General features: G+C 56.4%; 17 protein-coding genes and 1 pseudogene. 12 read left to right on the forward strand and 6 right to left on the reverse strand.

The genetic code is table 11. The features are described 5' to 3' along the window. Positions 1 to 16: 16 nt before the first annotated feature. Together pdxJ and acpS are read left to right on the forward strand one after the other, a co-directional pair. Entirely contained in the window at positions 17 to 748 is a 732-nt protein-coding gene (pdxJ, locus tag ACJY2L_RS08010) for a pyridoxine 5'-phosphate synthase (protein ID WP_067432953.1), read from the forward strand. Further along, positions 748 to 1,128, forward strand: a complete 381-nt coding sequence (gene acpS, locus ACJY2L_RS08015; protein ID WP_067432950.1) for a holo-ACP synthase — start codon at positions 748 to 750, stop codon at positions 1,126 to 1,128. Before pdxJ ends, acpS begins: the two co-directional genes overlap by 1 nt. Here acpS and ACJY2L_RS08020 read toward each other — a convergent pair whose 3' ends face one another. Both ACJY2L_RS08020 and ACJY2L_RS08025 read right to left on the reverse strand, forming a co-directional pair. After that, positions 1,129 to 1,377 (reverse strand): YfhL family 4Fe-4S dicluster ferredoxin, encoded by a 249-nt coding sequence (locus tag ACJY2L_RS08020; protein ID WP_439212611.1) that lies wholly within the window; start codon positions 1,375 to 1,377, stop codon positions 1,129 to 1,131. A gap of 57 nt (positions 1,378 to 1,434) precedes the next feature. After that, the gene (locus ACJY2L_RS08025; RefSeq protein ID WP_067432945.1) at positions 1,435 to 2,274 is read right to left on the reverse strand and encodes a MurR/RpiR family transcriptional regulator; all 840 of its coding nucleotides are present in this window, start codon (positions 2,272 to 2,274) and stop codon (positions 1,435 to 1,437) included. Between the two features lie 225 nt (positions 2,275 to 2,499). On the opposite strand from ACJY2L_RS08025, the gene yfhb reads away from it, so the two are divergent. Together yfhb and tadA are read left to right on the forward strand one after the other, a co-directional pair. Beyond that, a complete protein-coding gene (gene yfhb, locus ACJY2L_RS08030) occupies positions 2,500 to 3,138 on the forward strand; it encodes a phosphatidylglycerophosphatase C (protein ID WP_439212610.1) in 639 nt (212 codons plus the stop codon). A 62-nt stretch (positions 3,139 to 3,200) separates the two neighbouring features. After that, the gene (gene tadA, locus ACJY2L_RS08035; protein ID WP_067435484.1) at positions 3,201 to 3,695 is read left to right on the forward strand and encodes a tRNA adenosine(34) deaminase TadA; all 495 of its coding nucleotides are present in this window, start codon (positions 3,201 to 3,203) and stop codon (positions 3,693 to 3,695) included. On the opposite strand, the gene mltF is transcribed toward tadA, so the two are convergent. Further along, positions 3,692 to 5,149 (reverse strand): membrane-bound lytic murein transglycosylase MltF, encoded by a 1,458-nt coding sequence (gene mltF / locus ACJY2L_RS08040; protein WP_187485568.1) that lies wholly within the window; start codon positions 5,147 to 5,149, stop codon positions 3,692 to 3,694. The genes tadA and mltF overlap by 4 nt on opposite strands. A gap of 270 nt (positions 5,150 to 5,419) precedes the next feature. Here mltF and purL point away from each other — a divergent pair, with 270 nt between their 5' ends. Next, the gene (purL, locus tag ACJY2L_RS08045; RefSeq protein WP_439212609.1) at positions 5,420 to 9,310 is read left to right on the forward strand and encodes a phosphoribosylformylglycinamidine synthase; all 3,891 of its coding nucleotides are present in this window, start codon (positions 5,420 to 5,422) and stop codon (positions 9,308 to 9,310) included. 49 nt (positions 9,311 to 9,359) lie between these two features. Here the strand turns inward: purL and ACJY2L_RS08050 are convergent, their stop codons facing one another. Both ACJY2L_RS08050 and treB read right to left on the reverse strand, forming a co-directional pair. Further along, complete coding sequence (locus ACJY2L_RS08050; RefSeq protein WP_439212608.1) at positions 9,360 to 11,009, reverse strand: alpha,alpha-phosphotrehalase; 1,650 nt, start codon at positions 11,007 to 11,009, stop codon at positions 9,360 to 9,362. A gap of 12 nt (positions 11,010 to 11,021) precedes the next feature. Then, positions 11,022 to 12,440, reverse strand: coding sequence for a PTS trehalose transporter subunit IIBC (gene treB / locus ACJY2L_RS08055; RefSeq protein WP_439212607.1), 1,419 nt, complete (start codon positions 12,438 to 12,440; stop codon positions 11,022 to 11,024). 206 nt (positions 12,441 to 12,646) lie between these two features. On the opposite strand from treB, the pseudogene treR reads away from it, so the two are divergent. The 7 genes and pseudogenes from treR (at position 12,647) to ACJY2L_RS08090 (ending at position 20,901) form a co-directional block, all read left to right on the forward strand. After that, positions 12,647 to 13,614, forward strand: a pseudogene (gene treR / locus ACJY2L_RS08060) (trehalose operon repressor TreR). Between the two features lie 503 nt (positions 13,615 to 14,117). After that, complete coding sequence (locus ACJY2L_RS08065) at positions 14,118 to 15,551, forward strand: HAMP domain-containing sensor histidine kinase (RefSeq protein ID WP_439212606.1); 1,434 nt, start codon at positions 14,118 to 14,120, stop codon at positions 15,549 to 15,551. Further along, complete coding sequence (gene qseG, locus ACJY2L_RS08070) at positions 15,548 to 16,246, forward strand: two-component system QseEF-associated lipoprotein QseG (RefSeq protein ID WP_439212605.1); 699 nt, start codon at positions 15,548 to 15,550, stop codon at positions 16,244 to 16,246. Before ACJY2L_RS08065 ends, qseG begins: the two co-directional genes overlap by 4 nt. Then, positions 16,246 to 17,580 (forward strand): two-component system response regulator GlrR, encoded by a 1,335-nt coding sequence (glrR, locus tag ACJY2L_RS08075; protein WP_439212604.1) that lies wholly within the window; start codon positions 16,246 to 16,248, stop codon positions 17,578 to 17,580. The genes qseG and glrR overlap by 1 nt, the downstream gene beginning before the upstream one ends. Positions 17,581 to 17,706: 126 nt before the next feature. Beyond that, complete coding sequence (glnB, locus tag ACJY2L_RS08080; RefSeq protein ID WP_067432919.1) at positions 17,707 to 18,045, forward strand: nitrogen regulatory protein P-II; 339 nt, start codon at positions 17,707 to 17,709, stop codon at positions 18,043 to 18,045. Positions 18,046 to 18,378: 333 nt separating this feature from the next. Continuing rightward, a complete protein-coding gene (glyA, locus tag ACJY2L_RS08085; protein ID WP_187485573.1) occupies positions 18,379 to 19,632 on the forward strand; it encodes a serine hydroxymethyltransferase in 1,254 nt (417 codons plus the stop codon). A gap of 114 nt (positions 19,633 to 19,746) precedes the next feature. After that, on the forward strand, positions 19,747 to 20,901 hold the full coding sequence (locus ACJY2L_RS08090) for a 3-phenylpropionate MFS transporter (protein ID WP_439212603.1): 1,155 nt from the start codon (positions 19,747 to 19,749) through the stop codon (positions 20,899 to 20,901). Here ACJY2L_RS08090 and csiE read toward each other — a convergent pair. Then, complete coding sequence (csiE, locus tag ACJY2L_RS08095; RefSeq protein ID WP_439212602.1) at positions 20,884 to 22,143, reverse strand: stationary phase inducible protein CsiE; 1,260 nt, start codon at positions 22,141 to 22,143, stop codon at positions 20,884 to 20,886. The genes ACJY2L_RS08090 and csiE overlap by 18 nt on opposite strands. Between the last annotated feature and the right edge of the window lie 82 nt (positions 22,144 to 22,225).

Below are 22,225 nucleotides of genomic sequence, written 5' to 3' on the forward strand. Positions count from 1 at the left end.
ACGAATGAGGATGGTCATGTCTGAGCTGTTATTAGGTATCAATATCGATCACATCGCTACCGTGCGTAACGCGCGCGGCACCCACTATCCCGATCCGGTGCAGGCCGCCTTTGTTTCTGAACAGGCGGGTGCAGACGGTATTACCGTGCATCTGCGTGAAGATCGCCGCCACATCACCGATCGCGACGTGCGTATCCTGCGGGAAACCATCCAGACGCGTATGAATCTGGAAATGGCAGTCACCGATGAGATGGTTAACATCGCCTGCCATGTTAAACCGCATTTCTGTTGCCTGGTGCCGGAAAAACGTCAGGAAGTTACCACCGAAGGTGGGCTGGATGTAGCCGGACAGCAGGAAAAAATTACCCATGCCGTTAAGCGCCTTTCCGATGCTGGCATTCTGGTATCCCTGTTTATCGATGCCGATCATCAGCAAATTGATGCCGCCGCTGCTGCTGGCGCGCCTTACATCGAAATTCATACCGGTGCCTATGCCGAGGCTGCTGAGGGCAGCGCCCGTGACGCAGAGCTGGCGCGCATTGCCAGTGCCGCAACCTATGCCGCAGCCAAAGGCATCAAGGTCAATGCGGGCCACGGCCTGACCTATCATAATGTACAGCCGATTGCAGCGTTGCCGGAAATGCACGAGCTGAACATTGGTCACGCCATTATTGGTCGTGCCCTGTTTAGCGGTCTGGCGGAAGCGGTGCGCGAAATGAAACAGCTGATGCGGGAAGCGCGTCGGTAATGGCCATTTTAGGATTGGGCACTGACATTGTTGAAATCACCCGTATCGAAGGCGTGATTTCACGTTCCGGCGATCGGCTAGCCCGGCGCGTGCTCAGCGATCACGAATGGCAGCAGTATCAGGCGCATCAGCAGCCGGTGCGCTTTTTGGCCAAGCGCTTTGCGGTGAAAGAAGCTGCCGCCAAAGCATTTGGCACCGGCATTCGTGGTGGTCTGGCTTTTAATCAGTTTGAAGTTTACAACGATGAACTGGGCAAGCCGGGCCTGCGCTTTTTTCTGCAGGCCGCGGTGGTGGCGGAGAAACTCGGCGTTCAGCATGTGCACGTCACGCTGGCCGATGAGCGCAACTACGCCTGCGCAACGGTGATTATCGAAAGCTAATCAGGGATGAAGCTGAACAAATTTATCCCACAGCGCGTTGTTGCTCTCCTGCCATAGCGGATCGCTGATAATCGTCTGGTTAATCGGGCAGACGCTCTGGCAGGTAGGTTCATCGTAATGGCCCACGCATTCCGTGCAGCGCGCCGGATCGATCTGGTAGATCGCCGCACCCATGGCGATCGCCTGATTAGGGCATTCAGGTTCGCACATGTCACAGTTAATGCATTTTTCGGTAATCAGCAGCGCCATTTTTCACTCAATCAATAACAGGACAAAAAGCGCGGTTATTATACGTGCTGATCCGGTTCAAACCAGCTTTTTTACCAGCGCTTCGCTCTGCCTGATATGGCTGGAGGCGCGTTCGGGATCGTGCTGGATCAGCGCCATAAACAGCAGATCGGTCAACGCCAGCTGCGCACTGGTTGATGAGATAGCGGCACTACGTGAGTTTTGCTCTTCCGCCACCGTATAAAGACAGTGCGATGCCAGCTGCTGCAACGTGTTCGGCGTAAAGCCGGTAAAGGCCAGCACGTGCGCACCGGCGCGCTGCGCTTCCTGAGCCGCCAGATTAATCTCGCGCCGCTCACCGCTGTAAGAGATCGCTAACAGCACATCGTCCGGCTGCAATGCCTGCACGCTAGCCAGCAGCGCATGCATATCCTGTTCAGCCACTGCATTCAGACCAATTTTCATCAGCTTCCATGAAAAATCTTTGGCCACCAGGCCGGATGCGCCAATGCCCACCAGCACAATGCGATGCGCCTGCTTCAGCAGTTGCAACATCTCCTGCAACCTCTCTTCGCTGTTGATATCAAGCGTGGCGCGAATAGCCGCCGTTTTTTCAGTTAACAGCTTTTCACCTACCACCTTTAGCGAATCATCGCTCAGGATCTGGTTATAGACGGTGATGGCGGCTTTATCAGCCAGCGACTCACTCAGTGCGACCTTCAGCGCGGTAAAGCCACGATAGCCCAGCTTTTGCGCAAATTTCACTACGCTCGACTGACTGACGCCCGCTTCTTCCGCGACCTGCTGCGAGCTGAGATGGCGCGCCTGTTCCGGCTGCGACAGCAGAAAATCAGCCAGACGCCGCTCATTGATCGCCAGACGCGGATAAAGCTGACGGATTCGCAGCAAACAACTCATACTCTTTCCTTTATCGAAGACAAACAGCGGACTATCGGTAAGTGTAGACCGGCTGTTTCTGATAATGCGACGCCACAAAGGCACTGAACGAATAATCTATTCGTTAACGGCCTTCATCACGAGAATTAAAAGCGGTCGGCGGGGTGAATCATCAATTATTCCCCGACGGCGGTTGAGGGCTACACTTGTAGCTGCAATAAACAGGTAAACCCAAAGGAGAGCGGTTTGACAAAAGGTACGCAACGACGGGTAGTATTTTTCGATTTGGACGGCACGCTGCATCAGCAGGATATGTTCGGCACCTTTATGCGCTACCTTCTCTGGCGTCAGCCGCTGAATCTGTTGCTGGTGGTGCCGCTGCTGCCGGTAATCGGATTGGGCCTGTTGATTAAAGGCCGCGCGGCACGCTGGCCGATGAGCCTGCTGTTATGGGCGATTACCTTTGGCCATAGTGAGCGGCAGCTGCTGGTGCGCGAGGAGGCGTTCGCCGTCTGGTTTCGCCAGCGTGTTACCGCATTTCCGGTGGTACAGCAGCGTCTGACCGATTACCTCAGCAGCGAAGACGCGGATGTCTGGCTGATCACCGGCTCCCCGCAGCCGCTGGTGGAGAAAGTCTATTTCGATTCCGCCTTTTTGCCACGGGTCAAACTTATCGCCAGCCAGATGCGTCGTGGGGCAGGTGGACGCGTGCTCGCCATGCGCTGTCTGGGCCATGAAAAAGTGGCTCAGCTGGAGGAGCAAATCGGCACGCCGCTCCAGCTGTACAGCGGTTACAGCGACAGTAAACAGGATAATCCGCTGCTGTTTTTCTGCCAGCACCGCTGGCGGGTCACGCCGCAGGGTGAGCTGCAGCAGCTGGAGTAAGGCGGCTGGAATTTGCTGGTAATGCCGTTATAATGCCGCGCTTTATGGTGCCAGAGAGCAGGGTGAGCGAGTTGAATGACGAACACTGGATGCGCCATGCGCTCGGTCTGGCCCAGCGCGCCTGGGAGCAGGGCGAAGTGCCAGTTGGTGCGGTGCTGGTGCAGGGCGAACGCGTGATTGGTGAAGGCTGGAACCGGCCTATTGGCCAGCACGATCCCACCGCGCATGCCGAGATGATGGCGCTGCGCCAGGGCGGCAAGGTGCTGGAGAACTATCGGCTGCTGGACACCACGCTGTATGTCACGCTCGAGCCGTGCGTTATGTGCGCCGGAGCGATGATCCACAGCCGCATCACGCGGCTGGTGTTTGGCGCCCGCGATGAGAAAACCGGCGCGGCGGGATCGCTGCTTGATGTAATGCGCCATCCTGGCATGAACCATCAGGTGACTATCGAGCACGGCGTGCTGGCCAGCGAGTGCGCCGCAATGCTAAGTGACTTCTTTCGTATGCGCCGTGAACAGAAGCGCGCGCTACGCCTCGCCAGTAAAACGAATTAATTCATCGCAATGTCCGGCTGCACGGCCGGATAACCTTTGCCCAGCTCCGCTTCGGTTGCAGCGCGCTGCGCCAGCTTCCTGTCCTGATCCTGCAGATATCCCACCAGACTGATCTGATACTTACGGATATTCTCCACATAGGCGTAGGCTTCATGCCCGCGCGCGTAGCCATAGGTGGTTTGCGTGTAATAGCGTTTCTGGCTCAGCATAGGCAAGCGCAGCTTAACGTCGGCCCAGCTGTCGGGATTGCCGCCTTGCTTCGCGGTGAGTTTGCGCACATCCAGCATATGCGCATAGCCCATGTTATACGCGGCGAGGGCAAACCAGATGCGTTCATCTTCCGGCACGGTTTCTGGCACTTTCTCCATCATCCGGCGTAAATACTCACTGCCGCCGCGAATGCTCTGTTCTGCGTCCAGCCGATCGGCAACCTGCAGGCTGTCGGCGGTATTGCGCGTCAACATCATCATACCGCGCACGCCGGTTGGCGACGTCGCCTGCGGATTCCAGTGCGATTCCTGATAAGAGATTGCCGCCAGCAGTCGCCAGTCGATGGCGCTGGCATACTTTTCAAACAGCGGTTTGATATCAGGAAGCGTGTTATCGATGGCGCGCAGGAAAGTGCGCGTATCGACGTAATCGAAGGTGCCGACGTGGCCGAGATATTTCTCTTCCAGTCGCGCCATCGCGCCTTCTTCGCCCATCTGACTGAAAAAGTCGAGCATGGCGGCATTCAGGCTGTCATCCTGCTCGCGCTGCATATACCAGGTGACTGGCTCTTCATCAGTAATATCGAAGGCGACCGCCAGCTGCGGATGAATGCGTTGCAGCATGCCCACCGTCACCGAATCGCCAATGGTGTAATCAAGCTTGCCATCCGCAACTGCTTCCAGCAGCATTTTGGGGCTTTGATCGGTTGAGATCGCCCAGTCGAGATCAGGATATTCCTGCTCTTTAACGCTGCGCAGCGTGGACAAATAGGCAGAGCCAGACGCCACCGTTAGCCGACCTTGTAGATCGCCGATGTTTTTCGGGCGCGGCTTACCGATTCGGTAAACCAGCTGTTGCGAAACCGAATAGTAGCTGGGACCGGTGCGAAAGCGCGCCAGTCGTTCACTGTTGTAAATCAGACCTGCTGCCAGCAGATCGGCTTTGCCATCGTCAAGGTCGTCAAACAGCTCGTTGAGGTTCTGATGAACCGTTACCTGTAGCTTGACGCCTAAATAATCCGCAAAACGTTTTGCCAGTTCATAGTCCATTCCCGCAGGTGCATTATTAATGGTGTAGTAAGTCAACGGGGAATTGATGGTACTGATACGCAGCACTCCCCGCGATTTTATCTCTGCAATCTTGTCTTGCGCACTCCCATACCAGGGAATCGCAGGCCACAGCGCTACAGCAAGCAGCACGGTGATCAGACCGATCAGCAGGTAATTAAATTTTAGGCGTTTCAAATGTTTATCTCTCGGCGGCTCAAAGGCCTCTGTCTTTTTAGGCAGTTTTTTTAATGTGCTGATTCCCAGAGCGTGGAGCATTTTGCGCAACTCACCGGACCAGAGCAACTTATAAAGCATGTTTTGCGCAAAATTCAGCCAAATCCCGCATGCGAGAAATAATGCGCAAACGGTTTCGTAACGCGGGTCGATTCTCTATAATACCGCCCGTTTTCCCCTGTTGCGCCCACAGAAGCGTCGTCATCCGGCGCTTCGAGACGAGAGATCTTTATGATGGAAATTCTGCGTGGTTCGCCCGCTCTGTCGGCATTTCGTATTACCAAACTGCTGTCGCTCTTTCAGGATGCTCACCTGCCAGTGAGTGATATTTACGCCGAGTACGTCCATTTCGCCGATGTCAGCACCGCGCTGAATGCGGAAGAAAAAGCCCGTCTGCAACGTCTTCTAAAATATGGTCCTTCTCTTGCTGAGCATGCGCCACAGGGGCGTTTGCTGCTGGTTACGCCGCGTCCGGGAACCATTTCTCCGTGGTCATCAAAAGCCACTGATATTGCGCACAACTGCGATTTGCCCCAGGTTAAACGGCTTGAGCGCGGTATGGCTTTTTATCTTCAGGCGACCAGCCTGACCGAGACGCAGTGGCAGCAGCTGGCTGCACTGCTGCACGATCGAATGATGGAAACCGTATTCACCGATTTCGCCGAGGCTGAACAGCTGTTCGCACACCATGAGCCGCAGCCGCTGCAAAGCGTTGATGTGCTGGGCGCAGGTCGCGTTGCGCTGGAAGAGGCGAACCGCAAGCTGGGCCTGGCGCTGGCTGATGATGAGATCGACTATCTGCTAACCGCGTTTGAACGGCTGGGGCGCAACCCGAACGACATCGAACTCTACATGTTTGCGCAGGCTAACTCTGAGCACTGCCGCCACAAGATTTTTAACGCCGACTGGATCATTGACGGTGAAAAGCAGCCTAAATCGCTGTTTAAAATGATCAAAAACACCTTCGAGAAAACCCCGGATTACGTGCTGTCGGCCTATAAAGACAACGCCGCGGTAATGGAAGGCTCGGCGGTAGGCCGTTTTTATGCCGATGCGGAAAAAGGCGTGTACGACTTTCATCAGGAAGAGGCGCATATCCTGATGAAAGTGGAAACCCACAACCACCCAACGGCCATTTCTCCGTGGCCAGGCGCAGCGACCGGTTCCGGCGGTGAAATTCGCGATGAAGGCGCCACCGGCCGCGGTGCTAAACCAAAAGCGGGGCTGGCGGGTTTTTCCGTTTCCAACCTGCGTATTCCCGGTTTTGAACAGCCGTGGGAAGAAGATTTTGGCAAGCCGGATCGCATCGTTACCGCGCTGGATATCATGACCGACGGGCCGCTGGGCGGCGCCGCGTTTAACAACGAATTTGGTCGTCCGGCGCTGACCGGCTATTTCCGCACCTATGAAGAGCGCGTGAACAGCCATAATGGCACGGAGCTGCGTGGCTATCACAAGCCGATCATGCTGGCGGGCGGCATTGGTAATATTCGTGCCGATCATGTGCAAAAAGGCGAAATCACCATCGGCGCGAAACTGATCGTGCTTGGTGGCCCGGCGATGAACATCGGGCTGGGCGGCGGCGCTGCCTCTTCTATGGCGTCCGGTCAGTCCGATGCCGATCTCGATTTTGCGTCGGTTCAGCGTGATAACCCGGAAATGGAACGCCGCTGTCAGGAAGTGATCGATCGCTGCTGGCAGCTGGGCGAAGCCAACCCAATTCTGTTCATCCACGACGTTGGCGCGGGCGGACTCTCTAATGCCATGCCGGAACTGGTCAGCGATGGCGAGCGTGGCGGCCGCTTTAACCTGCGCGATATCCTCAACGACGAGCCGGGCATGAGTCCGCTGGAAGTCTGGTGTAATGAATCGCAGGAGCGTTATGTGCTGGCGGTGGATCCGGACAAACTGGCGCTTTTTGACCAGCTCTGCCAGCGCGAGCGTGCGCCTTATGCGGTGATTGGTGAAGCCACTGAAGCGCTGCACCTCACGCTGGAGGATGCTCATTTCGGCAACACGCCAATCGACATGCCGCTGGATGTGCTGCTGGGCAAAACGCCAAAAATGACGCGCGACGTCGAGAGTCTGCAGGCTGCGGGTGAAGCGCTGCAACGCGACGCCATCACGCTGGAAGAGGCGGTTAAGCGCGTGCTGCATCTGCCGACCGTGGCGGAAAAAACCTTTTTGATCACCATTGGCGACCGCAGCGTGACCGGCATGGTGGCGCGCGATCAGATGGTCGGCCCGTGGCAGATTCCGGTAGCGAACTGCGCGGTGACCACCGCCAGCCTCGACAGCTATCACGGTGAAGCCTTCTCGCTGGGCGAGCGCGCCCCGGTGGCATTGCTCGATTTTGCCGCCTCAGGCCGTCTGGCCGTAGGCGAAGCCCTGACCAACATCGCCGCCACGCAGATCGGCTCGCTGAAACGCGTGAAGCTCTCAGCTAACTGGATGGCCGCGGCTGGTCATCCGGGCGAGGATGCCGGGCTCTATGCTGCGGTGAAAGCGGTGGGCGAAGAGCTTTGTCCGGCGCTGGGCATCACTATTCCGGTGGGTAAAGATTCGATGTCGATGAAAACCCGCTGGCAGCAGGGCACCGAACAGCGCGAAATGACCTCGCCGCTGTCGCTGGTGATCACTGCCTTTGCACGAGTGGAAGATGTGCGCCGCACCGTCACGCCTCAGCTGCATCCGCAGCATGACAACGCACTGCTGTTAATCGATCTGGGTAAAGGCCACAACGCGCTTGGCGCCACTGCGCTGGCTCAGGTCTATCGTCAGCTGGGCGATAAACCGGCTGACGTGCGCGATGCCACGCAGCTGGCGGGCTTCTTTAATGCCATCCAGTCGCTGGTGGCCGACGACAAACTGCTGGCCTATCACGATCGTTCTGATGGTGGCCTGCTGGTCACGCTGGCTGAGATGGCCTTTGCCGGCCATTGCGGCGTTGAGGTCGATATTGCCGCGCTGGGCAATGATGCGCTGGCCGCGCTGTTCAACGAAGAACTGGGCGCGGTGATTCAGATCGCTCACGCCGATCTCGCGGCAGTGCAAGCGTGCTTCATGCAGCACGGTCTGGCGGATTGTGTGCACGTTATCGGTCAGGCGACGCAGGGCGATCGCTTTGTGATCGCCGCTGGTGATAAGCCGGTGTACAGCGAAAGCCGTACTACCCTGCGCGTCTGGTGGGCAGAAACCACCTGGCAGATGCAGCGCTTACGTGACAATCCGCTTTGCGCCGATCAGGAGCATGAGGCGAAGCAGGGCGATCAGGATCCAGGGCTTAACGTTGCGCTGACCTTCCGTCCACAAGAGGATGTTGCCGCGCCCTATATCGCTAAGGGTGCACGGCCAAAAGTGGCAGTGCTGCGCGAGCAGGGCGTTAACTCTCATGTCGAAATGGCCGCAGCGTTTCACCGCGCGGGCTTTGAAGCCGTTGACGTGCACATGAGCGATCTGCTGGCGGGCCGTCGCGGTCTGGATGATGTGCAGGCGTTGGTCGCCTGTGGCGGATTCTCTTATGGCGACGTGCTGGGCGCAGGCGAGGGCTGGGCCAAATCGATCCTGTTCAACAATCGTGTGCGCGATGAGTTTGAAACCTTCTTCCACCGCCCGCAAACGCTGGCGCTGGGCGTGTGCAACGGCTGCCAGATGATGTCAAATCTGCGCGAGCTGATTCCCGGCAGTGATAGCTGGCCGCGTTTTGTACGCAACCAGTCAGAACGTTTTGAAGCGCGCTTCAGCCTGGTTGAAGTGGCGGCCAGCCCGTCGTTGCTGCTGGATGGCATGGTCGGATCGCGAATGCCGATTGCGGTATCGCATGGCGAAGGCTTTGTTGAGGTTCGCGACAGCCAGCATCTGGCCACGCTGGAATCTGCTGGCCTGGTGGCGCTGCGTTTTGTCGATAATCACGGCAAGGTGACGCAACACTATCCGGCGAATCCGAACGGCTCACCGAACGGCATTACGGCGGTGACCAATGAAAGCGGTCGCGTCACCATTATGATGCCGCATCCGGAGCGCGTATTCCGCACGGTGAGCAACTCATGGCATCCGAAGGAGTGGGGCGAAGATAGCCCATGGATGCGTATGTTCCGTAATGCCCGCAAGCAACTCGGCTAACGAGCAACTGCCGATCGCCCCGCAGATAACCTGCGGGGCTTTTTTTTGCCTAATTTTTCAGGAACCAGCAAGCCTGCCACGGCATCAGCTCGCCGCAGTTGCAGAAATCGCGGCTCTGATCGCTGTCGAACATCGGCTGCCAGTCGGCCAGATCGGGCACCAGCGCGGCGGCCACCGACACGGGCTCGGCAGACAGATTGGCGATGACTCGCAGCCGTTGCTGATGCCAGCGGCGTTCATAACACCAGAGCGCAGCGTCTTCCGGTGCCAGGTCGGTATAATCACCAAAGGTCAGCACCGGCAGCGTTTTGCGCAGCTTGATCAGTTCGCGATAGCGGTGCAGCACGGCATCATTATCGGCAATGGCCTGTGCGACGTTGATACGTGAAAAATTATCGGCAACGCCTATCCAGCTCTCACCGCGGGTAAAACCGGCCTGTGGTCCGCTGTGCCATTGCATCGGCGTACGGCCATTATCGCGCGATTTCTGCGCCAGGATAGCCAGCGCGTCCGCTTCGCTGACGCCACGTTCACGCAGCTCGCGCCAGGCGTTCAGACTCTCCACATCGCGATAATCTTCAATCGCAGTGAAGTGTGGATTGGTCATGCCGATCTCCTCACCCTGATAGAGGTAAGGCGTGCCCTGCATGCCGTGCAGCACCATCGCCAGCATTTTTGCTGAGGCGGTCTGTTCATCGCCAAGCCGGGAGACGATGCGCGGCTGATCGTGGTTACACCAGAACAGCGCGTTCCATGCCTGATTGTGCATGCCCTGCTGCCATTCACTGAATAGCCGCTTCAGTCCAACGATATCAGGCGTACCGCGTGCCCATTTGTTGCCTGCCGGATAATCGATTTTCAGGTGATGAAAGTTAAAGGTCATCGACAGCTCCTGACCATCGAGTTGGGCATAACGCTGGCAATGAGCAAGCGAAGTGGAGGACATTTCACCCACGGTCATCAGCCCGCGCGGCTGGAAAACATCACGGCTCATCTCCTGCAAAAACTGATGAATGGCCGGCCCATCGGTGTAATAGCGGCGGCCATCACCTTCGTGATCGTCAGGAAAGTCGGGGTGTTTGGAAACCAGATTGATCACGTCAAGCCGCAGGCCATCAACGCCTTTATCCGCCCAGAAATGACAAATTTCCTTGAGCTCCTCGCGAACCAGCGGGTTTTCCCAGTTGAGATCCGCCTGCTCAGCCGCAAATGAGTGCAGATAATATTGCGCGCTGGCCTCATGCCATTGCCAGGCGGAACCACCAAATTTAGAGTGCCAGTTATTGGGGGGATTGCCCGCCACGCCGTCTCGCCAGATATAAAAGTCGCGCCATGGGCTGCTGCGATCCTGTGCCGCCTGAAACCAGGGGTGCGCGGTTGAGGTGTGATTAAACACCATGTCCATAACGATACGCATATCCCGTACGTGCGCCTCCGCCGCCAGCTGCTCAAAATCGGCCATGGTGCCAAAGTTTGGATCGATAGCGCGGTAATCCGCGACGTCATAGCCATTATCTACCTGCGGCGAGCGATAAATGGGCGTCAGCCACAGGGCGCTTACGCCCAGCCATTGCAGGTAATCAAGCCGCTGAATAATCCCCTGAATATCGCCGGTGCCACTGCCGGTGCTGTCCTGAAAGCTGCGTGGATAGATTTGATAGATGACGCCGTTTTGCCACCAGTGAATGTGCTCAAGCATAAAACATCCTTGTTAAATTGCGTTGTCAGTCTGCAGACGCGCCTGGCGTCGGTAGATCATGGAGGTTAACAGCAGAGGAACCACAATCGAGACCAGCATGGCCAGGCTGAAAATCTGCCAGAATGCGGGTTGAATGGAGAGGATGCCCGGCAGTCCGCCGACGCCAATGCTGTTGGCCAGCACGCCGAAGCTGCCACAAATCAGCCCGCCGCAGGCAGCACCTACCATGGCGCACAGCATGGGATAACGGTATTTCATGTTGATGCCGTACATTGCCGGTTCGGTGACGCCCAGAAAAGCGGAAAGGGCGGCTGGGATTGCAACATCACGCTCTTTGTTTTTACGGCCAATAAGAATGATGCCCAGCACCGCAGAACCCTGCGCAATATTGGAGAGGGCGATAATCGGCCACACCGGTGTGCCGCCAAGATTTTGAATGAGCTGCAGGTCGATCGCCAGCGTGGTTTGATGCACGCCGGTAATCACCAACGGCGCATAGAAAAAGCCAAACAGCGCCGCGCCGAGCGGGGCAAAGCTGCCGGTCATCAGCATCTTAACCACCCACGCCACGCCATCGCCCAGCATGCGGCCAAAAGGGCCAATCAAACTGTGTGCAAGGAATACCGCAAGGATGAGTGAGGTAACCGGCACCAGCACAAGATACAGATAGTCAGGAATCAGCCGCTTCAGGCGAAGCTCGATCCACGCCAGCGTCATGGCGGCCAGCAGTGACGGAATCACCTGCGCCTGATAACCCACTTTTTCCACGCTAAACAGGCCAAAGTTCCAGGCTTCTGGCAGTTGCTGGCCCAGCAAATAGGCGTTCATCAACTGTGGCGACACCAGCGTAATGCCGAGCACAATACCCAGCACCGGCGTGCCGCCCATTTTTTTCATCGTTGACCAGCAGATGCCCACCGGCAGATAAAAGAAGATCGCTTCACCAATCAGCCATAAAAAGTCATAGGCGTTTTTCCAGAACGGATGACCTTCAATCAGCGGCGCGTCGCCAAACAGCGGCACATCGCCGATCAGATTACGGAAGCCGAGAATCAGGCCGCCGCTGATCAGGGCAGGCAACAGCGGGAAGAAGATCTCGGCAAAATGCGAAATGATCGCCTCATGCCAGCGCATATTTTCCCGCGCGGCGCGGCGAACCTCATCGCGGTTGTTATCGCCCGCTGGCAGTTGCTGCGTGAGCAGGGCAAACCAGCTGTCAACGTCGGTGCCAATCACCACCTGAAACTGCCCGGCAGTAGTAAAGCTGCCCTTTACCATGGGCAATTCATCGATCGCGCGCGGATCGGCCAGTTCTGGCGCATGCAGCACGAAACGCAGGCGGGTAATACAGTGGCTAACCGTGGCGATGTTCTCCCGGCCACCCACCAGCGCAATCAGCCGATCGACATCCTGTACGTTACTTTTTGTCATAATAACCTGCCAAAGTATAAGGGAATTAAATTGCGGGCAGAAAATATAACTCAAGGTGACGACATCATAGTGGGAACGTTCCCGTTTTTGGCATGGCTCACACTTTTGCGCTGCCGCTGCGCTTATTTTGTGCCGCCAGTCACGTTGGTAAGGTTCGGTGATAGACTGCCTTACTCTCTATTTTTTAACAGGAAATCGTTACGGTAATGGCTAATCAACGTCTGACCATTAAAGACATCGCGCGATTAAGCGGCGTTGGCAAGTCTACCGTTTAGCGAGTGTTGAATAATGAGGATAACGTCAGCCAGCGTACGCGTGAGCGAGTGGCCGCGGTGATTAATCAGTATGGCTTCATGCCGTTAAAATCAGCGCAGGCGATGCGGGCGCAGAGCGATAAAATTATCGGCATTGTGCTGTCGCGGCTCGATTCGCCTTCTGAAAATCAGGCGGTGCGCGCCATCCTGCCGCTGCTCTACGCGCAGGGATTTGATGTGTTGATCATGGAGAGCCTGCTGCAACCATCGCTGGTGGCCGACCATTTAAACATTTTGCAGCAGCGCTATGTGAAGGGGTGATTCTGTTTAGCTTTGTCAGGCTTGATCCGCAGCTTCTGGCGGCGTGGCAGCAGAAGATGGTGCTGATGGTTCATCCTTATCCTGGCATTACCACAGTGCGCTACGACGATGCCGGTGCCGTGAACATGCTGATGGATTATCTGCTGGCGCACAATTGCCAGCGTATCAGCTTTATCGGCGTTGAACTCAGTGATGAAACCACCGGCCGGTTGCGTTATCAGGCTTATCTCGATGTGTGTCAGCGTCATGCCATTGCGCCTGTTGCGGCACTCGGCGATCTCAGCTATCACAAAGGCTATTCACTGGCGCAGCAGGCCATTCTTGAAGAGACGCAGGCGGTGATCTGTGCGTCCGATACCATTGCGCCTGGCGTGATCAAATATTTGCAGCAGCATCCGCAGCCCGATGTGCAGGTGTGTAGCATCGGCCATACGCCACTGCTAACCTTTCTTTTTCCCGATATCCTGCCGGTTAACCCCGGATTCAGCGAAGCGGGCCATACGGCAGCAACGTTGCTGCTGGCCAGGCTGAACGGTGACACGACATCCGAGGTCGTTACTGTTCCCTGCATGCTGGAAATTGAACCTGTATCCGAATAACGACAATAGCGCAGTGGTGGTGTCGCCAAAAGGTGACATCTAATTCTTTGAATTAATTAACCTTTTATTTTTGGCGTTAATGGTGTCGCTTCAGGGTGACATTTTGAGTGATATGGGCACGCTAACAACAGACTTGCGGATAGAGAATGCCAGTTAACTTTCTGATTAATAAATAATAATTGAAGTTGGCATGATAGTTGCTATAATCATCGCAGTTGCTCATTCACCCGATTATGAATGCCCTGCGCAAGCGGTCAAGATGCTCATAAAATTCGAATGACGCACAAAAACGGTGCCTGTCGTCCACTGAACCGATTATTGTCTGCGCGTTTGCAGCATTATCACATTCCGGGCGTAACGTTGAGTTAGGCACCACCTTATTCGGCCTTCTATGGCCTGGAACGGCAGACTTCGGTCTGCCGTTTTCGATCCCGCCGACACCGCTTTCAACCTGTTCATGACTCGGTTAGCATCACCTCAGTGATGAGCTCAGGAATTTCCGCGTGAAAAAATGGCGTCTGTTTCCCCGATCGTTGCGCCAGCTGGTGCTAATGGCGTTTTTACTGGTGCTGTTGCCGCTGCTGGTGCTGGCATGGCAAGCCTGGGAAAGCCTGTCCACGCTCAGCGAGCAGGCGGCCGATACCAATCGCAACACGCTCACTGATGTGCGTCGCAGCGAAGCGATGGCGCGCACCGCGCTTGAGCTGGAACGCAGCTACCGTCAGTATTGCGTGCTGGATGATGCCGTGCTGGCGCGGCTCTATCAGACGCAGCGTATTCGCTATGAACAGATGCTGGAAATGCATGCCGGGATGCTGCCGCAACTGCGCATGTGGCCGACGCTGCGGGCTTCGCTGGCGGCGCTAAAAACCGTGCAGTGTGATAATGGCAATCCGGTGCCGATAGCCGCGAATGCGCTGGAAGGCTTTTCAGACACCAACGCCCGTATGGTGCAGGCGACGCGTGAGGCGGTATTTAGCCGCGGATTGCAGTTGCAGCACGACATTGCCGAACGCGGCCAGATTTTCGGCTGGCAAACCCTGATTCTTTTTCTGATTAGCCTGCTGATGGTGCTGCTGTTTACCCGCATGATTATCGGCCCGGTCAAGGCGGTCGAGCGGATGATCAATCGTCTTGGCGAAGGTCGCGCGCTTGGGCGCAGCGTCTCTTTCAAGGGGCCTCGCGAAATTCGCTCGCTGGTGCAACGCATCATCTGGCTCAGTGAGCGGCTCGCCTGGCTGGAATCACAGCGACACGCGTTTTTACGGCACCTTTCCCACGAATTGAAAACGCCGCTGGCGAGTATGCGTGAGGGCACAGAACTGCTGGCGGATGAGGTTGTCGGGCCGTTAACTGCCGATCAGAAAGAGGTGGTAACCATCCTTGATGACAGCAGCAAACATCTACAAACCCTGATTGAACAGCTATTGGAATATAACCGTAAGCTGGCTGACGGGCCGCCGCCGCTGGAGCCGGTCGCGCTGGATAAAATCATCGACAGCGTGGTCAGTGCGCATACGTTACCGGCGCGCGCCAAGCACCTGCAGACAACCCTCGATCTGCAGGAAAACCTCTGCCTTGCAGAACCGACATTGCTGATGCGCGTGCTGGATAATCTCTATTCCAACGCGGTGCACTACGGCAGCGAATCCGGTAACATCTCGCTACGCAGTTACCGCAAAGATAGCCATCTTATCGTTGAGGTGGCTAACAGCGGTCCCCCCATTCCGGAGCAGGAACAGGCGATGATATTTGAGCCATTTTTTCAGGGAAGCCTGCAGCGCAAAGGCGCGGTGAAAGGCAGTGGTTTAGGCCTGAGCATCGCAAAAGAGTGCATCAGAAGCATGCAGGGAGAGATTTATCTGGTGAAATCACACGCGGATGAGGTCTGTTTTCGACTTGAACTGCTGGCCATTCCCGGGAATGCAAAAGTATGAAAAAGTCCGTGTTGATGCTGCTAAGTCTGTTAGCGCTGACCGGCTGTCAGCGCACCGCGCCATCCATGCTGCCGGTAAAGCCGCTGCCCGAGCCCAGCAGCAAAGTGGCTGATTATCTGGCGGTGAATTGCGACGCCATTTGGGCGATCGTGGGCCGTTCAGCGATGGAAAATCCGCTGTACTGGCTGCGTGCTATTGACTGCGCCGAGCGATTATCGCCCGCCGCCGCGCGTGCGGAAGCGCGTCGCTGGCCCGCTGAGAGCTGGGACAACGCCTTTAAGCAGGGCATATTACTGGATAACGGCAACGTTACGCCGCCGGAACGACGCGCTTATGTTGAACAGCTTGACGCCTTCAGCGCAGATTACCCTGGCGCGGCCCGGCCACTGCTGCAGCTATGGCGTACCCAGCAGGCGGCCCAGCTCGATCTCTCTGAATCGCGTACCCGCTATCACCATCTGCAACAAACCAGCGATACGCAGCTCGATCAGATGCGTCAGCAGCAGCGCACGTTGTATCAACAACTGACGGAAACGCGCCACAAGCTTGAACGGCTGACCGATATTGAGCGGCAGCTCTCAACGCGCAAATCAGCCGATATTTCCGATCACAGCAGCGTGCGATCGGCGGAGATGATGGCGGTAGATGAGAACGAGACGGACACGCACGCTGACCAACAAGAGGCGCAAAAATAATGGCAAAGCATACCGCGCGGCTGCTGTTGGTGGATGACGATCCTGGCCTGCTAACCTTGCTGGGCATGCGACTAACCAGCGAAGGGTTTCAGGTCACGACCGCCGCCAGCGGCCCGGAAGCGCTGCGCCAGCTCGATAAAGAGAAGGTCGAGCTGGTGATCAGCGATCTGCGCATGGACGAGATGGATGGCCTGACGCTGTTCAGTGAAATTCAAAAGCGCTTTCCCGGTCTGCCGGTGATCATTCTGACCGCTCACGGCTCCATCCCGGAAGCGGTCGCCGCCACCCAAAGCGGCATTTTCAGCTTTCTGACCAAGCCGGTGGATCGCGATGCGCTGTATAAGGCGATCGATCAGGCGCTGGCGCAGAGCGTGCCGGTCAGCGATGACCGCTGGCGAGAGGCGATCGTCACGCGTAGCCCGCAGATGTTACGTCTGTTGGAGCAGGCGCAAATGGTGGCACAGTCCGATGTTAGCGTACTGATCAACGGCCAAAGCGGCACCGGCAAAGAGATCCTCGCGCAGGCTATTCATGCCGCCAGTCCGCGCGCGGGCAACGCATTTATCGCCATTAACTGCGGCGCACTGCCAGAGCAGCTGCTGGAATCCGAGCTGTTTGGCCATGCCAAAGGGGCGTTTACCGGTGCTATCAGCGCGCGGGAAGGGCTGTTTCAGGCGGCCGAAGGCGGCACGCTGTTTCTCGATGAAATTGGCGATATGCCCCAGGCGCTACAGGTAAAATTGCTGCGCGTTCTGCAGGAACGCAAAGTGAGGCCGCTGGGCAGTAATCGCGATCTGGATATTAACGTCAGGATTCTCTCCGCCACGCACCGCGATTTACCCAAGGCGATGGAGAAAAAAGAGTTTCGCGAAGATCTCTATTATCGCCTCAACGTGGTCAGTCTGCGTCTGCCTGCGTTGCACGAGCGAGCGGAAGATATTCCCCTGCTGGCGAACCATTTGCTGCGTCAGTCTGCTGAGCGGCATAAGCCGTTTGTGCGCAGCTTTTCCACCGATGCGATGAAACGATTAATGGGTGCCAACTGGCCGGGCAACGTGCGCCAGCTGGTGAATGTTATTGAGCAGTGCGTGGCGCTGACCTCATCGCCAGTCATCAGTGAAGCGCTGGTGGAGCAGGCGCTGGCAGGCGAAAACAGCGCACTGCCTACCTTTGCCGATGCGCGTAATCAGTTCGAGCTCAACTATCTGCGTAAGCTGTTGCAGATGACCAAAGGCAACGTGACCAACGCTTCGCGCCTCGCCGGTCGTAACCGCACTGAATTTTACAAGCTGCTGGCGCGACATGCACTGGATGCGGCGGATTTCAAAGAGTAGTTGCCTGCATGCCGGGCAGATGTGGTAGCGTAGCCGGCGAAAACGGCCATCCGCATGTCGGAAGTTCGCCACAGCAGATATACTGAACATCACCTGTCCGACCACGGAGGGGAAAAAGGGGTTGCTATGAAAAAAATTGACGCGATTATCAAACCATTCAAACTCGACGATGTGCGCGAGGCGCTGGCCGAAGTGGGCATTACCGGCATGACCGTCACGGAAGTGAAAGGCTTCGGTCGACAAAAAGGCCACACGGAACTCTACCGTGGCGCAGAATACATGGTCGACTTTTTGCCGAAGGTGAAAATCGAAATCGTGGTGGCTGACGATATCGTCGACACCTGCGTCGACACCATTATGAAGACGGCGCAGACGGGTAAAATCGGCGACGGCAAAATCTTTGTATTTGATGTTTCTCGCGTGGTGCGTATTCGTACCGGCGAAGAGGACGAAGAGGCGATTTAAACGCCGATCATGGGCAGTAACGGAAAGGGCGGAGCACTGGGTGCTGCCGCCCTTTTTGTTCTCTGGCACACGCCGTGATTGACGAGCAAAAGCCGCACTGATGAGGTGCAAAAATTGTGATGCGCACGGAATTATCGCCACCGGCGCAAAATTTTTCTCTCTCACCTGCGGCAATAAAAAGCGTAAAAGTTCGCTGACAATCAGCATGCCAATCGATTGCGTAAAAATAAAGGCTGCGGCTACCGTCGCCTGGGAAAACCGTTTACACTGTGGCCCTTCGCCCCGGAAAGGGGCAATCAATGCCGTTTTTGTTAGCTGAGTCAGGAGATGCGGATGTTAAAGCGTGAAATGAACATTGCCGATTACGATGCCGAATTATGGCAGGCGATGGAGCAAGAAAAGGTGCGTCAGGAAGAGCACATCGAACTGATTGCGTCTGAAAACTACACCAGCCCGCGCGTTATGCAGGCGCAGGGTTCTCAGCTCACTAACAAATACGCTGAAGGTTATCCGGGCAAACGCTATTACGGCGGCTGTGAATATGTCGATATCGTTGAGCAACTGGCAATTGACCGTGCGAAAGAGTTGTTTGGTGCCGATTTCGCCAACGTTCAGCCACACTCTGGCTCACAGGCAAACTTCGCCGTGTACACTGCGCTGCTGCAGCCTGGCGACACCATTCTGGGCATGAACCTGGCACATGGTGGCCACCTGACGCATGGCTCTCCGGTTAACCTTTCCGGCAAGCTCTATAACGTTGTGCCTTACGGCATCGATGAAACCGGCAAAATCGATTACGACGATCTCGCCGCGCAGGCGCAGAAGCACAAGCCGAAAATGATCATCGGTGGTTTCTCCGCCTATTCCGGTATTTGTGACTGGGCAAAAATGCGTGAAATCGCCGACAGCATCGGCGCATGGCTGTTTGTGGATATGGCACACGTTGCCGGCCTGATCGCCGCCGATGTGTATCCAAATCCGGTGCCGCACGCGCATATCGTCACCACCACCACGCACAAAACGCTGGCCGGTCCGCGCGGTGGCCTGATTCTGGCTAAAGGTGGCGACGAAGAGCTGTATAAGAAACTGAACTCCGCCGTGTTCCCGGGCGGCCAGGGCGGCCCGTTGATGCACGTCATTGCCGGTAAAGCGGTCGCGTTTAAAGAAGCGATGGAACCGGAATTCAAAACGTATCAGCAGCAGGTTGCCAAAAACGCCAAGGCGATGGTGGAAGTGCTGATTGAGCGCGGCTACGATATCGTCTCTGGCGGCACCTATAACCACCTGTTCCTGATTGACCTGGTCAGCAAAAACCTCACCGGTAAAGAAGCAGACGCCGCGCTGGGTCGTGCCAATATCACCGTAAACAAAAACAGCGTGCCGAACGATCCAAAAAGTCCGTTTGTGACTTCCGGTATCCGTATCGGTTCGCCAGCGGTAACGCGTCGCGGCTTTAAAGAAGCCGAAGTGCGTGAACTGGCTGGCTGGATTGCCGACATCCTCGATAACATCAATGATGAAGCGACCAGTGAACGCATCAAGCAGAAAGTGTTAGATCTCTGCGCGCGCTTCCCGGTTTACGCCTGATCAATCAGTGAACGTTTTCCTAAAGGACAGCTCAGGCTGTCCTTTTTTATGCGCCTGAACAGGATTGGGCGTTGGGTCTGCTGCTGCTGCTGCACCCTGTTTGTCGGAGAAAAGATGACAATTCGTTCTGCCCGCTGGCTCGGTCTGGCCTACTTCACCTACTTTTTTTCCTACGGTATTTATCTGCCTTTCTGGGCTGTCTGGTTAAAAGCCACCGGCCTTGAGCCCGAAAAAATCGGTCTGCTGCTGGGCGCAGGCATGATTGCCCGCTTTGTCGGCAGCCTGTTTATCGCCTCGCAGGTGAGAAACCCGGCGCAGCTGGTTACCGCGCTTCGTCTGCTGGCGCTGCTGACCGGGCTGTTTGCCGTGGGATTCTGGCTCAGTCAGAGCTGGCTCTGGTTGCTGCTGATCATGGTGGGTTTTAACCTGTTCTTTTCACCGCTGGTCCCGCTCAGCGATGCGCTGGCCGCGACCTGGACGCAGCAGATTGGTCTGGTTTATGGCCCGGTGCGTCTGTGGGGATCGCTGGCATTTGTGATCAGCTCCGCGCTCACCGGCATGCTGGTCAGCGCCTGGTCAGCACAGGCGATCTTGTTGCTGCTGACCATTGGTCTGACCGCGCTGCTGGTTGGCATGCTGCTGAAACCGCATTCAATGCCGCAAGGATCGTTGCGAACCCAGCAGCAGGGCGGCTGGCAGGCGTGGAAACAGATGTTGTGCGATAACAGCGTTTGGCGTTTCCTGCTCTGCGTAACGCTGATGCAGGGCGCGCACGCCGCCTATTACGGTTTCAGCGCGATCTACTGGCAGGAGGCAGGTTATTCCGCCAGCGTGGTCGGCTATCTGTGGTCGCTGGGCGTGGTGGCTGAAGTGGTGGTATTCGCGCTAAGTGGACGGTTGTTCGGCCGCTGGCAGGCGCGCGATTTGCTGCTGCTTTCCGCCGTCTGTGCGCTGGTACGCTGGGGATTATTGGGCGCTACTACCACGCTGCCCTGGCTGATTGTGGCGCAGATTCTGCACTGTGGCAGCTTTACAGTGTGTCATCTGGCGGCGATGCGCTTTATCGCCTCACGGCAGGGCGCCGAGGTGATTCGCCTGCAGTCCGCCTATTCCGCACTGGCGATGGGCGGTGGCATAGCGGTGATGACTATGATCTGCGGCGTGCTGTTTCAGCATATTCATGGCGAGGTATTCTGGGTAATGGCGTTGGTCACGCTACCGGCGCTGTTCCTGCGGCCGCGCGCAACCTCATCAGGACTCAAGCAGTAAGCGGATGCGCTGCTGTTGATGCACGCTAATCGGTAGCTCAGCGTGCACCAGCGGCGGCGAATAGAGCGGCAGGGTGATGGCATAAGGTGAAATCACCAGCGAAACCGCCTTGGGCGCACCCTGTTGCTGAAACGCCGCCGTTGACTGATAGCTGATATTAAGCGGCAGCAGCGTCATTTCGCGCAGTTGCTGTTCAATTTCCTGCTCAAGCAGACGATCGTCATCGGTTAGCAGCAGCACCTGTTTCTCCTGCAGCATATTTTCCTGCATCAGCCAGGCACCGAATATCACCGCAATAAGCCCAACTTCCTCTTCCGACAAGCGAATGCAATATTCATCAGCAAAGGGTTGCAGTACGACGGCAGTGGTTCGTAGCAGCCGCGGATACAGACGGGTAATCTCTTCGGTTAACGTATTATCAATGCCGACGTCAAAATGGCAGCGCTCCAGCGCCTGTGCCATGTGGCAATAGAGCTGAGTCCCGAGCCCGGTTCGGTCGCGAAACGGCGTGCCCGCTTGTTGTTCAAAACGCGCAATCAGCGCATCAATTGACCGTTGCAGTTTCTGCTGTGAGGGATGGCTGTCGTGCTGTAGTGCGGGCGTATGTAGTTGACAAAACAGCAGCGTCCAGAAGGCGACTTCAGTTTCCACCGGCACCGGATAACAACGCTTTTGCCAGTAACCGATCAGCTCGCTGGCGGCCTCGCGCTCTGGCTTATCCGCCAGCCATTGCAGCTGTGTGGCATTGAATTCGCTGGCTGTCGCCTGACCAAGGATAAACTGCATATAAATCTGCAGAAACAGGCAGTCACGTGGCGCGAAGGTGCGCTGTAGACGATGGGCGCAGTGCATAATCAGCGCCTGCAAATTCTTTTCATCATATAGCGCTTTATCGACGCGCTTTTTGCCCAGCGTCTGTCGCAGCACGGGCGCAAAGTGTTGCTGCACAAAATCGGGCGACACGCGCAGGCCGCGCCGCAGCGTATGCAGCAAACAGAGACGTCGGTTCAGTTCAGCGCCACGCAACTCAATGCTTTCAGCTGTAGGCCAGTGAAGATCGAGCTGGTGATAACGCCGGATCTCCTCTTCCACCTCAGCAATATCCTGCTTTACCGTTTCCACGGTGACAGCGTTGAGCTCGGCAAGACGCTCAATACGCAACGAGGAAGTCGGCAGATAAAGCAACAACAGCAGATGACAACGGCGTTGTGAACTGGTGAAAAGCGATGAAGCAGCACTCATAATGTGTGATTCCAGCCAGCCATAACAGCATTAAGCGTAGACAAACTGCCTGTAAAGACCGAGAGATTGTGCCGCTTTTATT

It is taken from the genome of Duffyella sp. Ts4 (assembly GCF_051851875.1).
Classification (GTDB): domain Bacteria; phylum Pseudomonadota; class Gammaproteobacteria; order Enterobacterales; family Enterobacteriaceae; genus Duffyella; species Duffyella gerundensis.